This window comes from Actinomadura sp. NPDC000929 (assembly GCF_040492065.1).
GTDB lineage: Bacteria > Actinomycetota > Actinomycetes > Streptosporangiales > Streptosporangiaceae > Spirillospora > Spirillospora verrucosospora.
The window spans coordinates 1-14,670 of record NZ_JBEUPA010000183.1; the positions used below are offsets into that span (position 1 = coordinate 1).

14 protein-coding genes are annotated in these 14,670 nt (G+C 73.7%); 12 read left to right on the forward strand and 2 right to left on the reverse strand.

Annotation, left to right across the window (positions count from 1 at the left end):
- The 4 genes from ABWI04_RS37580 to ABWI04_RS37595 form a co-directional block, all read left to right on the forward strand.
- The coding region (locus ABWI04_RS37580) for an ATP-NAD kinase family protein (RefSeq protein WP_353835353.1) at nt 1-882 on the forward strand (882 nt) is incomplete at its 5' end.
- A 14-nt stretch (nt 883-896) separates the two neighbouring features.
- Nucleotides 897-1,655, forward strand: a complete 759-nt coding sequence (locus ABWI04_RS37585; RefSeq protein ID WP_345180958.1) for an SDR family NAD(P)-dependent oxidoreductase — start codon at nt 897-899, stop codon at nt 1,653-1,655.
- 51 nt (nt 1,656-1,706) lie between these two features.
- A complete protein-coding gene (locus ABWI04_RS37590; protein ID WP_345180960.1) occupies nt 1,707-2,351 on the forward strand; it encodes a GntR family transcriptional regulator in 645 nt (214 codons plus the stop codon).
- Nucleotides 2,348-3,016 carry a GntR family transcriptional regulator gene (locus ABWI04_RS37595; RefSeq protein WP_345180962.1) on the forward strand — a complete coding sequence of 223 codons (669 nt, stop codon included), beginning with the start codon at nt 2,348-2,350 and terminating at the stop codon, nt 3,014-3,016. The genes ABWI04_RS37590 and ABWI04_RS37595 overlap by 4 nt, the downstream gene beginning before the upstream one ends.
- 31 nt (nt 3,017-3,047) lie before the next feature.
- Here ABWI04_RS37595 and ABWI04_RS37600 read toward each other — a convergent pair whose 3' ends face one another.
- On the reverse strand, nt 3,048-3,854 hold the full coding sequence (locus tag ABWI04_RS37600; protein ID WP_353835354.1) for an ATP-binding protein: 807 nt from the start codon (nt 3,852-3,854) through the stop codon (nt 3,048-3,050).
- A gap of 274 nt (nt 3,855-4,128) precedes the next feature.
- Here ABWI04_RS37600 and ABWI04_RS37605 point away from each other — a divergent pair, with 274 nt between their 5' ends.
- From ABWI04_RS37605 to ABWI04_RS37615, 3 genes are all read left to right on the forward strand, one after another.
- A complete protein-coding gene (locus ABWI04_RS37605; protein ID WP_353835358.1) occupies nt 4,129-5,058 on the forward strand; it encodes a LysR family transcriptional regulator in 930 nt (309 codons plus the stop codon).
- Between the two features lie 107 nt (nt 5,059-5,165).
- Entirely contained in the window at nt 5,166-5,834 is a 669-nt protein-coding gene (locus tag ABWI04_RS37610; protein WP_345180969.1) for a GntR family transcriptional regulator, read from the forward strand.
- 181 nt (nt 5,835-6,015) lie between these two features.
- On the forward strand, nt 6,016-7,284 hold the full coding sequence (locus tag ABWI04_RS37615) for a S1 family peptidase (protein WP_345180971.1): 1,269 nt from the start codon (nt 6,016-6,018) through the stop codon (nt 7,282-7,284).
- Between the two features lie 72 nt (nt 7,285-7,356).
- Here ABWI04_RS37615 and ABWI04_RS37620 read toward each other — a convergent pair whose 3' ends face one another.
- Nucleotides 7,357-8,802 (reverse strand): aminopeptidase P family protein, encoded by a 1,446-nt coding sequence (locus tag ABWI04_RS37620; protein ID WP_353835355.1) that lies wholly within the window; start codon nt 8,800-8,802, stop codon nt 7,357-7,359.
- Nucleotides 8,803-8,901: 99 nt separating this feature from the next.
- Here ABWI04_RS37620 and ABWI04_RS37625 point away from each other — a divergent pair, with 99 nt between their 5' ends.
- From ABWI04_RS37625 to ABWI04_RS37645, 5 genes are all read left to right on the forward strand, one after another.
- Nucleotides 8,902-10,563 (forward strand): ABC transporter substrate-binding protein, encoded by a 1,662-nt coding sequence (locus tag ABWI04_RS37625; RefSeq protein ID WP_353835356.1) that lies wholly within the window; start codon nt 8,902-8,904, stop codon nt 10,561-10,563.
- Nucleotides 10,563-11,486 (forward strand): ABC transporter permease, encoded by a 924-nt coding sequence (locus tag ABWI04_RS37630; RefSeq protein WP_345180978.1) that lies wholly within the window; start codon nt 10,563-10,565, stop codon nt 11,484-11,486. The genes ABWI04_RS37625 and ABWI04_RS37630 overlap by 1 nt, the downstream gene beginning before the upstream one ends.
- Nucleotides 11,483-12,472, forward strand: coding sequence for an ABC transporter permease (locus tag ABWI04_RS37635; protein ID WP_345180980.1), 990 nt, complete (start codon nt 11,483-11,485; stop codon nt 12,470-12,472). Before ABWI04_RS37630 ends, ABWI04_RS37635 begins: the two co-directional genes overlap by 4 nt.
- A 104-nt stretch (nt 12,473-12,576) precedes the next feature.
- Entirely contained in the window at nt 12,577-13,542 is a 966-nt protein-coding gene (locus ABWI04_RS37640; protein WP_353835357.1) for an ABC transporter ATP-binding protein, read from the forward strand.
- Nucleotides 13,539-14,495 carry an ABC transporter ATP-binding protein gene (locus tag ABWI04_RS37645; protein ID WP_345180987.1) on the forward strand — a complete coding sequence of 319 codons (957 nt, stop codon included), beginning with the start codon at nt 13,539-13,541 and terminating at the stop codon, nt 14,493-14,495. Before ABWI04_RS37640 ends, ABWI04_RS37645 begins: the two co-directional genes overlap by 4 nt.
- Nucleotides 14,496-14,670 lie beyond the last annotated feature (175 nt).

Consider the following 14,670-nt stretch of genomic DNA (forward strand, 5'->3'; position numbering starts at 1 on the left):
GGGCTCCCCGCGCTCGCGCCCAGCCGCCACTTCCACCTGACCACGCAGACCGTCGCGAGGGCCGCCACCCACGCGGACCTCCAGCGCGTCGTCGACCTGCTGCTGTTCGCCGGCGGCGACGGGACGGCACGCGACGTGCTGGACGCGGTCGGGTCCTCGGTCCCCGTGCTCGGCGTGCCCACCGGCGTGAAGATGCACTCGGCGGTGTTCGGGGCCACTCCCCGCGCCGCCGGGGAGGCGGCCGCCCTGATGGCCGCCGGCGGCGTGCGGATCCGGGACGCCGAGGTGATGGACCTGGACGAGGACGCCGTCCGGGACGGCCGCGTCTCCGCCCGCCTGTACGGCCACGTGCGGGTGCCCGACATCCCGGTGCGCGTGCAGCAGCGGAAGGTGGGCGGCACGGTCGCGGATCCGTCGTCGGTCGCCGGCATCGCCGCCGGGCTCGCGGAGCGCGCCGGGCCGTCCGGCCTGCTGGTGCTCGGGCCCGGCACGACGATGCGCGCCGTCGCGGCCGCCCTCGGCGCCGACGTCCCCCTCATGGGCGTCAACGTGCTGGCGGGCGACGGGACGGTCGTCGCGGCGGACGCCGCCGCCGCCGAACTGGAGGCGCTGGCGGGCGCGACGCCCGCGTGGATAGCCGTGACTCCGATCGGCGGGCAGGGTTTCCTGTTCGGCAGGGGCAACCAGCAGATCTCCCCCGCCGTGCTGCGCGCCGCCGGCCGCGACCGGCTCGCCGCGGCGGCGACCGAGGCCAAGCTCGCCTCGCTCGGCGGCCGCCCGCTGCTGGTCGACACCGGCGACGAGGACCTCGACGCCTCCCTGCGCGGCCACCTGCCCGTGCTGACCGGGCACGGCCGGTTCGCCATGTACCCCGTCCGATGAAAGGGAGACCGAACGTGAACTCACTCGAAGGCAAGACCGCCGTGGTCACCGGGGCCGCGGGCGGCATCGGGCGGGCCTCCGCCGAGCTGATGGCGGAGCTCGGCGCCGCGGTCGTCCTGGCCGACGTCGACGAGGCGGGGGCGGAGGCCGCGAAGGCGATCGGGGCCGCGGGCGGCCGGGCCGCCTTCGTGCGCGGGGACGTCTCCTCCGCGGCCGACTGCGCGCGGATCGTCGCCGCCGCGCGGGACGCCTTCGGCGGGGTGGACGTCCTGTTCAACAACGCCGGCGTCATCCGCCGCTCCACCGTCCTGGAGATCGCCGAGGACGACTGGGACCTGGTGATGGCCGTCAACGTCAAATCGATCCTGTTGATGAGCCGGGCGGCGATACCGTTGATGGCCGCCGCCGGGGGCGGCAGTATCATCAACACCGGCTCGGGCTGGGGCATCCAGGGCGGCGCGCGGGCCGTGTCCTACTGCGCTTCGAAGGGCGCCGTGGTGAACATGACCCGGGCCATGGCGATCGACCACGGGCCGCAGAACATCCGGGTCAACTGCGTGTGCCCCGGCGACACCGACACCGGCATGCTCGCCGAGGAGGCCCGCCAGCTCGGCGAATCGGCGGAGGCGTTCTACGCCGACGCGGCGGACCGCCCCCTCGGCCGGATCGGCCGGCCCGCCGACATCGCGGCGATGGTGGCGTTCCTCGCCGGCGACGCGGCCGCGTTCGTCAGCGGGGCCGTCATCCCGGTCGACGGCGCCGGGACGGCCTGACCGCCGGTCACGGCCCGACCGTCCGATCCACCAGGAGAGGAAGACCACAGCATGCCGATCGACCGCCGCCCCCTGCGCGAACAGATCAAGGACGAGATCCTCGACCGGCTGGGCAAGGGGGAGTTCGACCCCGAACAGGCGATCAACGAGATGGTGCTGGCCGCGGACCTCGGCGTCAGCCGCACCCCGCTCCGCGAGGCGCTCATCGGGCTGGAGCGCGAGGGCATCATCGTCAGCGAGCGCGGCAAGGGGTTCCGGTTCGCCCCGATGAGCGCGAAGGAGTTCGACGACCTCACCACGATCGTCGCCGCGCTGGAGTCCCTGGCGCTGGAGTCGACCGACCCCGAGTTCCTGCGCGCGGTCGCCCCGCGCCTCCTGGAGGAGGCCCGCGCGTTCTCCGTCCCCGAGGCGGAGCACGCCGTGATAGAGCGCTACGACGACGCCTGGCACGATCTCCTGCTGTCCGGCTGTCCCAACGAGCGGCTGATGGACCTCATCACCTCGCTGAAGCTCACCATGCACCGCTACGAGCGCGTCGTGGTCGGCGACTGGGAGGTGCTGGAGCGCTCGGCCGAGGAGCACGAGCGGATCGCCGAACGCCTGGTCGACGCGGACGTCGAGGGGGCCGTCGAGGCCCTGAAGGCCAACTGGCAGAGCGGGAAGGCCCGGATCCTCTCGCGCCTCACGGAGCGATGATGCCGAACCTGCCCTCGCTCGGCCCGCGCAAGAGCGTGCGGGTCCAGATCGCGCACGCGCTGCGCGCGTCGATCGTCAGCGGTGGGATGCGCTCGGGCGTCGTGTACTCCGCGCCGGCCATCGCCGAGCGGTTCGGCGTGTCCCCGACCCCCGTCCGGGAGGCCATGATCGACCTGGCCCGGGAGGGGCTGGTCGAGGTCGTCCGCAACAAGGGCTTCCGGGTCCCCGAGCTGTCCGACGACGAGCTGGACGAGATCACCGACGTCCGGTCCCTGATCGAGATCCCCGCCGCCGTGCGGCTCGCGCGGGCCGGCATGGCCGCGCAGGTCCGCGCGCTGAAGCCGCTGGCCGAGGAGATCGTCACGGCGGCCGGGCGGCGGGACGTCGTCGCCTACATCGACGCCGACCACCGCTTCCACCTCGCGCTGCTCGGGCTCGGCGGCAACGCCCAGCTCGTCCGGCTGGTGAGCGAGCTGCGCTACAAGTCCCGCCTCTACGGGGTGCCGCGGCTGGCGGAGCGGGGCGAGCTCGAACCGTCCGCCCGCGAGCACGAGGACCTGATCGAGGCGGTGGCGAACGGCGACGCGCGGGGCGCCGAGGCGCTGATGCGCCACCACCTCCGGCACGTCCGGGGGATCTGGGCGGACCGGCCCGAGGGCCGGTGAGGCGGGGCGCCGCCCGGCACCGGACCGCCGGTCAGCACAGGTCCCACGACGGCGCGCGCGGGGCGGGGGCGCGGGCCGCGCCCTCCTCGCTCAGCCGGACCATCTGCTCGACGACCTCGACCGCGTCCGACGGCGGGTGCCGGACGACGCCCCGTCCCGGCAGCTCGAACAGCAGCGCCCCGTCCTTCACCCAGACCCACAGCCCCGCCCCGAAGTGCACCACCGTCGCCTCGGCGCCGAGCGAGACGCGGGCCGGCAGCCCGCGCGCGGCGGCGAGCTCGCGCAGCCTTTCGGGCACCGGGCCCGGCGCCGGCGGGGGCAGGGCGGCCGCGGACGCCTCCGGCAGCGGGACCGTGAAGTAGACGGCCTTGCCCGACACCGGGTCCGGGCCGAGCCTGCGGCGGGTGGGATGGACGCCCCAGCAGCCCCCGGCCTCCTCGGTCAGCGCGTTCACCAGCATCAGCCCGCGGCCGCCGCAGGCGTCGGCGGCGGGCTCCCCGGCGGTCGGCGCGGCGGCGTCCGCCGGGCCGGCGACGCCGGCGCCCCGCCAGGGCGCGGCGTCGAACACCTTGAGGGTGAGATGGGGAGAGGGGCGGCGGCTGAGATACGCCCACACCTCGGCACGGTTCCGATCGCCGTGCACGACGGCGTTGGTGGCGAGCTCCGAGATGATCGTCTGCGCGTCGTCCGCGGGCATGCCGAGCTCCGCGAGCACCGACCGGGCGAGGGAGCGCGCGAACGCCGCCGCCGCCGGCCCGGGCGGTAAGGACCAGGCCGGAAACGCGCCGTCGGCCAGTTTCGACCCCGCCATCTCCACCGTCTGCGGATTATCCGGCATGAGCGATCGCTTTCCACGAGAGTTGTCGGCGGCGCGTCCGGCCCCCAGGAGAGAAAAAGGGTGAGAAGGGCTCTCAACCTGGGGGCCGGCGAGACGGGATCTCCCTTCTTCCATACGCGCGATCACGGCCGGGAGACCGAGGGTGAGGTGCCGCCGGCGCCGTGATCGCCCACCTGTGTGGAGGAGTACCGGAATTATTGCGGTCGGTCCGAGTCGCGGGTCATCGGCTGATGCATAATTTCCAGCTATGGATCTCGACATCAGTCACCTTCGCATGGTGTGCGCGATGGCGGAGACAGGGAGCGTCACCCGGGCGGCGGCCCGGATGGGAATGTCCCAGCCCGCAATGTCGAACCAGCTCCGCCGGGTCGAGGAGATCGTCGGCGGAGCGCTGTTCACCCGCAGCCGGTCCGGTCTGGAGCCGACGCCGCTCGGCGGCCAGGTCATCAGCCGGGCGCGGACGATCCTGTCCGAGATGGACACGCTGTTCGGCGACCTGCGCGGACCGCGGAGCCCGCAGGAGACCCTCGGCCTCGGATGCGTCCACCTCGCCTGCGTCGGGAGCATCGTCGCGCGGGTGGGCGAGGCCCTTCCCGGCCGCGAGGTCTCGCTGCGCATCGAGCCCTCCTCCGCCCTGCTGGGCGACGCCCTCGCGCGCGGCCATCTGGACGCCGCGCTGATCGGGCTCATGGAGGGCTTCGACGTCCCGATCGCGGCGCCCGTGGTCAGCCGCACCCTGGTGCCCCGCTACCCGATCTTCGTCACCCTCTCCGCGGACCATCCGCTCGCCGGCAGGGACGAGATCGACCTGTCCGACCTGCGGGACGAGGCGTGGATCGCCCCGCCGGGCGCCGACGACGGCTCGCTGTCCTCCCTGCGGGCCTCCTGCCGTGCCGCCGGCTTCGAGCCCATCGTGCGCTACGAGGCGCCGAGCGGGGCGGCGTGCCCGCTGGTCGCGGCGGGGCACGGCGTCCGGATGGTGGACCCGTCCTGGCCGCCGCACCCCGGGACGGTCGTGCGGCCCCTCGCCGGGGAACCGCAGGTCGCCAGGCTCATCGTCGCCTGGCGGCGGGACCGCCTGGGAGAGGAGGAGGCCGCGGCCCTCTACCGGGGGCTGGCGGCCGCCTACCTGGAGCACACCGCCAGCCATCCGACCTTCGAGGCGTGGTGGCGCGCCCACCCCCAGGTGCACCCGCTGCTGTGACCGCGCTCCCGTGACCGTGCCCGCGCGGCCCGCCTTCGTGATCTTGTCTCGGCCGGGCCTCCGGGCCGCCCACGTGGCGGTATTCTGATCGTGGGTGAGGAGGGCCAATGGATCCGGTGGCCGATGCCCTGGTCGGGCTGCCTGACCTCGGCGGCCAGAGCAGCCTGCGCGGCCAGGTGGCCGAGGCGCTGCGCAAGGCGCTGGCGACGGGCACGCTGCGGTCGGGCGTCGTGTACTCCGCCCCCACCCTCGCGGACGAGTTCGGGATCTCCCCCACGCCGGTCCGCGAAGCCATGATCGACCTGGTGCGGGACGGCCTGTTCGAGGCCGTGCGCAACCGGGGCTTCCGGGTCGTGCGGCCGTCGGCCCGCGACCTCGCCGAACTCACCGAGCTCAGGGAGCTGGTCGAGGTCCCCGCCGTCGCGCGGCTGGCCGGCGCCGTTCCCGAGGCGACCCGTCCGCGCCTGCGGGCCCTCGCCGAGGAGGCGCTCGCGGCGGCCCGGGAAGGCGACCCGGTCGGCTTCCTCGACGCCGACCACCGCTTCCACGCCGAGCTGCTCGAACTCACCGGCAACCGGACGCTCGTCCGGACGGTCCTCGACCTCCGGGGCCGCTCGCAGATGCACGGCCTCGCCCGTCCCGCCCCGGCCGAGACGCTGGTGGCGTCGGCGGAGGAGCACCTCGGGCTGCTGGACGCGCTCGTCGCCGGCGACGCCGAGAAGGCGCGGGAGCTCATGACGCGCCACCTCGACCACGTGCGGGGCGACCACCGCTGAGGGCGGCCTCCGCCCGCACTCCCTCTGACCGGATCCGGCCATAACCGCTCGGAGCTGGGCTGACGCCGGAGACACGGCCCTTGGCAAGTGCTGTTTCACATTTTACAGTGCAATTTCACATTGCATTGCGGACGCCGCGGCCGGACGCCGCGGCACCCCCGTCCGCGAAGGAGGCTCCCGTATGGTCCGCCCGAATCGCAGAAGGGCCGCCGCGGCCGTCGCCGTGGCCGCCGCCCTGACCGCGGCATCACCGGCGGCGCCGGCACACGCCGACGCCCCCGGTGGCCGTGGCGCGCCCCCCGCCACCTCCCCCCACCCGCCCCGGATCCAGTCCCAGCAGGAGGCCAAAGCCACGCTCGTCAAGCAGATCGCCAAGGACCACCGGGTCTCGGTGGCCGAGGCGGGCCGCCGGGCCGACCGGCAGCCCGCGCAGTTCAAGCTCGCGTCCCGGCTCGGCAAGGAACTCGGCGCCGCGTACGGCGGCGCCTGGATCGACCAGGCCCGCGGCGGCGAGCTCACCGTCGGCGTCACCGGAGCCGGCGCGTCGGCCAGGGTGCGGGCGAAGGCGGAGGCCGCCGGTCTGGGCACGACCAGGACGAAGAAGGTCCGGTACGGCTTCGGGCACCTCCAGCGGGTGTCCGCCTCCCTGGCCGAGCGGGTCGCCGCCGCCAACAAGGGGGCCGAGAACGGCCTGCAGACCGGCATCGTCACGTCCGGCAACGCCGTGAAGCTGAGCAGCCTCAAGGGCGCCGCGCTCACCCCGGCCCAGCGCGACGTCGTCGGCTGGGCGCGCCGGACGTTCGGCGGCGCGGTCAAGGTGTCGACCTACGCCCACAAGTCGGTGCCCCGGTACTGCTACGACGACTACAGCTGCGATCCGCCGCTGCGGTCCGGCCTGGCCATCTTCACCGGAGGAGCGCGCTGCACCAGCGCGTTCATGACCTACTCCGGCAGCCGGTACTACATGCTCACCGCCGGTCACTGCGCCGAGCTCGGCTACTGGTGGGACGTGTCGACCTACAGCTACGGCTACCAGAACGTGGGCGGCGCCGCGGACTACACCTTCGGGTGGTACGGCGACTACGCCGCGGTCTCGGTCGACAATCCGGGTTGGTGGCAGCCCCGGGGCTGGGTGCTCCCCCAGACGTCCGTCTACGGAAGCCAGAGCGACTACGTCGGCGGCTACGTCTGCAAGCAGGGCTCGACCACCGGCTACACCTGCGGGTCGATCACCGAGGTCGACGCCACCGTGTCCTACCCGGACCGGACGCTGTCCGGCATGACCTGGAGCACCGCCTGCGACGGGCCCGGTGACAGCGGCAGCGGCGTCTTCGACGGGAACTACGCCCACGGCATCCTGAGCGGCGGTCCGAACTCGGGATGCGGAATGATCCACGAGCCCATCGGACGGGCCCTGTCCGGTCTGGGGGTGTCCCTTCTCAGCGGCTGACCTCTGCCCGCCCGCGCACAGGGGCGGCGCCGTGCCCGGTGGCCCCGGGCACGGCGCCGCCCTTTCGCCGCGTCAGTCCTTCAGGGACTGCATCCAGTTCTCGATCTCCTCGGGGTGGCGGGGAAGGGCGGAGGACATCAGGCGGGCGCCGGTCTCGGTGACGACGACGTCGTCCTCGATGCGCACGCCGATGCCGCGCAGTTCCGGGGGCAGCGTCAGGTCGTCGGGCTGCAGGTAGAGGCCCGGCTCCACGGTCAGGACGTGGCCGGGGCGCAGCTCCCCGTCCAGGTACTGGGAGGCCCTCGCCGCCGAGCAGTCGTGGACGTCCAGGCCGAGCATGTGCCCGCTGCTGCAGAGGGTGTAGCGGCGGTAGATGCCCGACTCGGGATCGAGGGCGTCCTCGGCGCTGCGCAGCACGCCCCAGTCCTGGAGGCCTTCGGCGATGACGCGCATCGCGGCCATGTGGAAGTCGCGGAAGCGGGCACCCGGGCGGACGGCCGCCAGCCCCGCCTCCTGCGCGTGGTAGACGAGGTCGTAGACCTGCCGCTGACGCGGGGTGAACCACCCGCTCACCGGGAGGGTGCGGGTGATGTCGGCGGTGTAGAGGGTGTCGGTCTCGACCCCGGCGTCGAGCAGGAGCATCTCGCCCATGCGCAGCGTGCCGTCGTTGCGCGTCCAGTGCAGGACGCAGGCGTGCGCCCCGGCCGCGGCGATGGTGTCGTAGCCGACGCCGTTGCCCTTGATGCGCGCGACGCGCTCGAAGGTGCCCTCCGCCCACCGCTCTCCGCGCGGCATCCCGGTGACGCGCGCCAGCCCGGCGGCGACCGCGGTGAAGCCGTCCACCGTGTGGTCGACGGCGGCCTGGAGCTGGGCGATCTCCCAGTCGTCCTTGACCAGGCGGAGCTCGGCGGCGCAGGCGGCCAGCTCCGCGTCGAGCTCGGGGGCGCGGGCCGGGACGGCCCGGTCGACCTCGGGGTCCACGCCCCGGATCACCCGGGCCGGGACCGGGCCGCCGAGCGCGCCGGGCAGGTCGTCCAGCGGCGCGCAGGCGAGCCCGAGCCTCTCCTCGGTCTCGGCCAGGGCGGCGCGGGGGCCGACCCAGAACTCTCCGTGGCGGCGGTCGCGGAAGAAGCCCGCGTCGTCGCGCGAGGACCGGGGCCGGTGGTAAAGGACGGCGTCGTGGCCCGTGGCGGTCGGTTCCAGCACCAGCACGGCGCCGGTTCCGGTGTCCGCGCCGGTGTCCCCGGTGAGATGGGCGTACGCGGTGTGCGCGCGGTACCGGTAGTCGCAGTCGTTGCTGCGCACCTTCGGGGGGCCTGCGGGCAGGACAAGGCGTTCGCCGGGAAAGAGGGCCGACAGGGCCGCGCGGCGTTTCTCCGCGTACGGCGCCACCGACCGGCGCACCGGGAGCGGTTTCCCGCTCGGGGCCCAGTCCCGGGTCATGAAGGAGGCGAGGGTCTCGGAGACGGGCAGGTCGTGGCTGCCCGTCGCGAAGCGGCCGGCTGCAGGGTCGTCCATGTGAAAGTCCTGGATGTGGAGATTCGATAACGGGGCTTGTAGTGCAATTGCACTGTACTATTTTATATGGCACTCCGCCCGTCGATGCACGGAGACGCCATGAAACGTCCGGTCAGAACCTGCCTCGCTCTCGCCGCCTCGCTCGGCACCGTCGCCGGCGCCTCCGCCTGCGGTTCGGGGGACGACGCCACCGCCGCCAAGGCCGGGGGCACCCTCACCGTCCTGTACACGCAGGACTTCGCCCATCTCGACCCACAGCGCAACTACGTGATGTTCGCGATGGACTTCGGCACGCGGCTGCTCTACCGGACGCTCACCACCTACGCCGCCAGGGAGGGCCAGGCGGGCACGCAGGTCGTCCCCGACCTCGCCACCGACACCGGCACCACGCCCGACAAGGGCAGGACGTGGACGTATCACCTCAAACCCGGGCTGAAGTTCGAGGACGGGACGCCCATCACCAGCGCCGACGTCAAGTACGGGATCGAGCGCTCCTTCGCACCCGACCTGCCGGAAGGCCCCGGCTACGCCAGGACGATGCTGGAGGGCGGTGAGGGGTACAAGGGGCCCTACAAGGACAAGGACGGTCTCGCCTCCATCGCGGCGCCGGACGCCCGGACGGTCGTGTTCCGGCTCAAGCAGCCGTCGATGGACTGGCCGAAGGTCACCACGCTTCCGACGTTCGCCCCCGTCCCCAAGGCCAGGGACACCGGCGTCAACTTCGACAGGCGCCCCTTCTCCTCCGGCCCCTACAAGGTCCAGTCCTACGACCGCGGCCGGCGGCTGGTCCTCGTCAGGAACACGCACTGGGACAAGGCCACCGACGGTGTCCGCCAGGCCCACCCGGACAGGATCGTGGTGGAGGAGGGCCTCGCGCAGGCCGCCATCGACCAGCGGCTCATCGCCGACCAGGGACGGGACCAGCGCGCGGTCACGCTGTACTCGGTCGCGCCGGCGAGCATGCCGCGCATCCTCACCCGCCCGGACGTCAGGAAGCGGTTCGTCAGCGCGACGAGCCTGTGCACCCGGTTCCTGGCGATGAACACCGCGAAGCCGCCGTTCGACGACCCGGCGGTGCGGCGGGCGATGCAGTACGCGATCGACAAGGAGGCCTACCGCACCGCGCACGGCGGCAGCGGCGTCGGCGAGCTCGCCGGGTCCTACCTGCCGCCCGCCATGACCGGCGGCCGGGCGCAGGACGTCTACCAGGCGCCGCCGAACGGGGACCCGGGCAAGGCGAGGCGGATGCTCGCCGCGGCCGGCAAGGGCGCCGGGTTCTCGATCGCCCTGACGACGACCAGCAGCGAGCTCGGCAAGTCCGAGGCCGAGGCGGTGCAGCAGGCGCTCGCCCGCGTCGGGGTGCGGGTCCGGATCAACTCCGTGGCCAAGAGCGTCTACTACGACACCATCGGCGACACCGCGAAGGAGGACGAGCTCGTCTTCTACGGGTGGTGCGCCGACTACCCGTCCGCGGCCTCGTTCATCCCGCCGATCTTCGACGGGCGCGCCATCGCGCCGAAGGGCAACACCGTCGTCTCGCAGATGAACGACCGAGCGGTCAACGAGAAGATCGGCGCGGCCGTGAAGGGGAACGACCCGGCCGCGTGGACGGCGCTCGACCGCGAGCTGATGGGGCTGTCGCCGATGGTCCCGCTGATCCACGACAAGCTGCCGCTGCTGCGCGGCTCCAAGGTCACCGGCGCGTTCGGCCACGCCATCTGGGAAGGCGAGTTCGACTTCGCCACCATCGGGGTGATGTAGTGGCCGGCAGCGTGCCGGTGCCCGCCGGCCGGTCGCCGTGGCGGCCGGCCGGCGGGCGGCTGCGGCGCGACCCGGCCGCCCTCGCCGGGCTGGCGATCATCGCGCTGTTCGTGCTGCTCGCGCTGGCCGCCCCGCTGCTCACCGCCCTCAACGGGCACGGCCCGAACGAGTTCCACCCCGAGAAGATCGACAAGGCGCTGGCCGGCGCGCCCCGGGGGGCGTTCGGCGGCGCCGACGGCGACTTCTGGCTGGGCGTCGAGCCCGGCACCGGCCGGGACGTGTTCAGCCGCATGGTCTACGGCGCCCGGATCTCGCTGCTGATCTCCGTCGCGGCGACCTGCGTCGCCACCGCCGCCGGCACCGCCCTCGGCCTCACCGCGGGCTTCGCCGGCGGCCGGGTCGACGCGGCGATCAGCCGCGTCATGGACCTGGTGCTGTCGTTCCCGCAGCTCATCTTCATGATCGCTCTGGTGTCGGTGCTGCCCGAGGGGGACCGGACGCTGGAGCTGGTGTTCGTCATGGGCTTCTTCGGCTGGCCCTACATCGGGCGCATCGTGCGCGGCCAGACGCTCTCGCTGCGCCACCGGGAGTTCGTGGAGGCCGCGCGCGCCACCGGCATGCCGCGCCACCGCATCGTCTTCCGCGAGGTCATGCCGAACCTGCTGGCGCCGGTCCTCGTCTACGCGACGCTCACCGTCCCGGTCAACATCGGCACCGAGGCGGCGCTGTCGTTCCTCGGCATCGGCGTCCGGCCGCCGGACGCGTCCTGGGGCCAGATGATGGCCAAGGCGATCGACTGGTACCAGGTGGACCCGACGTTCTTCGTGGTCCCCGGCGTCTGCCTGCTGCTGACCGTGCTGGCGTTCACGCTGCTCGGCGACGCCCTCCGGGACGCCCTCGACCCGAAGGGGGCGGGCCGGTGACCCGGTACGTCGCGACGCGCCTGGCCGGGGTCGCCGGGGTGCTGCTCGTCATCTGCGCGGTGACCTTCACGATCTTCTACGTCTTCCCCGCCGACCCCGCGCTCCAGGCGTGCGGCAAGTCGTGCACGCCGGAGCGGCTCGCCATGCTCCACCACCAGATGGGGCTGGACCGGCCGCTGTGGCGGCAGTTCGCCGACTACCTCGGCGGCGTCGTCGCGGGCCGGAGCTACGGCTCGGGGCCGCAGGCCGTCCGGTGCCACTTCCCGTGCCTCGGGTTCTCCTACCAGAACAACACGCCGGTCTGGGACCTGATGATGCAGCGGCTGCCGACCACGCTCTCGATCGCCGTCGGCGCGGCGGTCCTGTGGCTCGCCGGCGGAGTCACCGTCGGCGTCGTCTCCGCGCTGCGCAAGGACTCGCTGCTGGACCGGGCGCTGATGGTGGGCACGCTCACCTCCGCGTCCCTGCCGATCTACTTCACGGCGATGGCGCTCACCGTCCTGGTCGTCCAGATCGGGGGGCTGCTCCCCTACTCCAGCTACGTCCCGTTCGCGGAGGACCCCGCCGCCTGGGCGAGGAACCTCGTGCTGCCGTGGGTCGCGCTCGCGCTGCTGTACGCGGCCATGTACGCGCGGCTGTCCCGGGCGTCGATGGTGGAGACGATGGCCGAGCCCTACATCCGGACGGCCCGCGCCAAGGGCCTGCCCGAGCGGACGGTCGTCGCCAAGCACGGGCTGCGGGCCGGGCTCACGCCGGTCCTCACCGTCTTCGGCATGGACCTCGGCGCGCTGCTCGGCGGGGCCCTGATCACCGAGAGCGTGTTCGGGCTGCCCGGCATCGGGCGGCTCACCATCGACTCGATCGACAAGTCCGACCAGCCGGTCGTGATGGGCGTGGCGCTGCTGGCCGCCTTCTTCATCACGTTCGCCAACCTCGTCGTGGACCTGCTCTACGCGGTGGTCGATCCCCAGGTGAGATTCACATGAGCGGAGCGAACCGGGGGGTGTGGGGGGTCGCACCCCCAACAAGGAGCACGCATGAGCGGAGCGAACCGGGGGACGTGGGGGGCCGCCCCTCAGAAGGAGCACGCATGAGCTTGCTGAGCGTCCGGGACCTCGCCGTGGAGTTCCGCACCGCGAAGGGGACGATCCGCGCGGTGGACGGGCTGTCGTTCTCCCTGGAGGAGGGCCGCACCCTGGGCATCGTCGGCGAGTCCGGGTCCGGCAAGTCCGTCACCAGCCTGGCGATCATGGGGCTGCTCGACGGCGCCCGGGTGAGCGGGTCGATCGAGGTGGCGGGGACGCGGATCGTCGGGGCGGACCGCGAGCGCGTCCGCGCGCTGCGCGGCCGGAAGGTCGCGATGATCTTCCAGGACCCGCTGTCGTCGCTGCATCCGCACTACAGCGTGGGCGAGCAGATCGCCGAGGCGCGGCGGCTGCACTTCGGCTCGTCCCGCCGCGCGGCGCGCGAGGAGGCCGTCCGGGTCCTCGCCGACGTCGGCATCCCCGACGCCCGGGAGCGGGCGGGCGACCACCCGCACCGGTTCTCCGGCGGGATGCGCCAGCGCGTGATGATCGCCATGGCGCTCGCCTGCGAGCCCGACCTGCTGATCGCCGACGAGCCGACCACCGCCCTGGACGTGACCGTCCAGGCGCAGATCCTGGAGCTGATCGCGCGGATCCAGCGCGAGCGCGGGCTGGCGGTCCTGATGATCACGCACGATCTGGGGGTGGTCGCGCGGGTCGCCGACGACGTCCTGGTCATGTACGCGGGACGGGCGGTCGAGCGGGCGCCGGCCGACGCGCTGTTCGCCGTGCCCCTGCACCCCTACACCCGCGGGCTCCTCGGCTCCCTCCCCCGGCTCACCGGCACGCCCGGCGAGCTGGCCCCGATCGCGGGCACCCCGCCGTCTCCGCTGTCTCCGCCGGCGGGGTGCCCGTTCCATCCGCGGTGCGCCGAACGGGTCGAGATGTGCGAGACGACCCGTCCGGCGCTCCTCGGCACGTCCCACCCGGCGGCCTGCCACCTGCTCACGATCGCGAAGGGACCCCGATGACGGCGCTGCTCCGCCTGGAAGGCCTGACCAAGACGTTCCAGACGCGGCGCGGCGCCGTGCGGGCGGTGAACGGCCTGGACCTGGAGGTGCGGGCCGGGGAGACGCTCGGCCTGGTCGGCGAGTCCGGCTGCGGCAAGTCCACGACCGGGCGGATGCTCGTCCGGCTCCTGGACCCCACGGCCGGGCGGATCGTCTTCGACGGCGAGGACATCACCGGGCTGTCCCAGCGGGAGATGCGGCCGCTGCGCCGCGACCTGCAGATCATCTTCCAGGACCCGTTCGCCTCGCTGAACCCGCGCCACACCGTCGGCTCAATCGTGGCCGAGCCGCTGCGGGCGCAGGGCGAGCGGGACCCGCTGCCCCGCGTCCAGGAGATGCTGGAGTACGTCGGGCTCGGCGCCGAGCACCTCGACCGGTACCCGCACGAGTTCTCCGGCGGGCAGGCCCAGCGGATCGGGATCGCCCGGGCCCTGGTCACCGGCCCCCGGCTGGTCGTCGCGGACGAGCCGGTGTCGGCCCTGGACGTGTCGATCCAGGCCCAGATCGTCAACCTGCTGGCGGGCCTGCGGCGCCGGCTCGGCCTGGCGTACGTGTTCATCGCGCACGATCTCGCGGTCGTCCGGCACGTGTGCGACCGGATCGCCGTGATGTACCTCGGCCGGATCGTGGAGACCGGGGCCCGGGACGTGGTCTACGGCGCGCCGGCGCACCCCTACACCCGGGCTCTGCTGTCAGCGATCCCGCTGCCCGACCCGGTGGCCGAGCGGGCGCGGGAGCGCATCGTGCTCCGCGGCGACCCGCCGAGCCCGTCGGCGCCGCCGCCCGGCTGCCCCTTCCACCCGCGGTGCTTCAAGGCGCAGGAGCGGTGCCGCACCGAGCCGCCGTCCCTCAGGATGGCCGCGGGCCGCCAGGTCGCCTGCCACTACCCGGAGACCGAGCCGGTCGCCTCGTGACAGGGCGGGGGGGGGGGGGGGGGGGGGGGGGGGGGGGGGGGGGGGTGGGGGGGGGGGGGGGGGGGGGGGGGGGGGGGGGCACCGCGTGGCCTTCTAGACCACGGCGCATCGCCGGACAAGAGCCCGGTTCCGGCGGTGCGCCGTGCTTCGGGGTTGGCGGGAGGGGCGCCGGGAA

What these genes read in the sequence shown, in the direction of transcription:
- ABWI04_RS37590 (WP_345180960.1), top strand. Translation starts at nt 1,707, where the DNA reads ATGCCGATCGACCGCCGCCCCCTGCGCGAACAGATCAAGGACGAGATC.
- ABWI04_RS37595 (WP_345180962.1), top strand. Translation starts at nt 2,348, where the DNA reads ATGATGCCGAACCTGCCCTCGCTCGGCCCGCGCAAGAGCGTGCGGGTC.
- ABWI04_RS37600 (WP_353835354.1), bottom strand. Translation starts at nt 3,854, where the DNA reads ATGCCGGATAATCCGCAGACGGTGGAGATGGCGGGGTCGAAACTGGCC.
- ABWI04_RS37605 (WP_353835358.1), top strand. Translation starts at nt 4,129, where the DNA reads ATGGTGTGCGCGATGGCGGAGACAGGGAGCGTCACCCGGGCGGCGGCC.
- ABWI04_RS37610 (WP_345180969.1), top strand. Translation starts at nt 5,166, where the DNA reads ATGGATCCGGTGGCCGATGCCCTGGTCGGGCTGCCTGACCTCGGCGGC.
- ABWI04_RS37615 (WP_345180971.1), top strand. Translation starts at nt 6,016, where the DNA reads ATGGTCCGCCCGAATCGCAGAAGGGCCGCCGCGGCCGTCGCCGTGGCC.
- ABWI04_RS37620 (WP_353835355.1), bottom strand. Translation starts at nt 8,802, where the DNA reads ATGGACGACCCTGCAGCCGGCCGCTTCGCGACGGGCAGCCACGACCTG.
- ABWI04_RS37625 (WP_353835356.1), top strand. Translation starts at nt 8,902, where the DNA reads ATGAAACGTCCGGTCAGAACCTGCCTCGCTCTCGCCGCCTCGCTCGGC.
- ABWI04_RS37640 (WP_353835357.1), top strand. Translation starts at nt 12,577, where the DNA reads ATGAGCTTGCTGAGCGTCCGGGACCTCGCCGTGGAGTTCCGCACCGCG.
- ABWI04_RS37645 (WP_345180987.1), top strand. Translation starts at nt 13,539, where the DNA reads ATGACGGCGCTGCTCCGCCTGGAAGGCCTGACCAAGACGTTCCAGACG.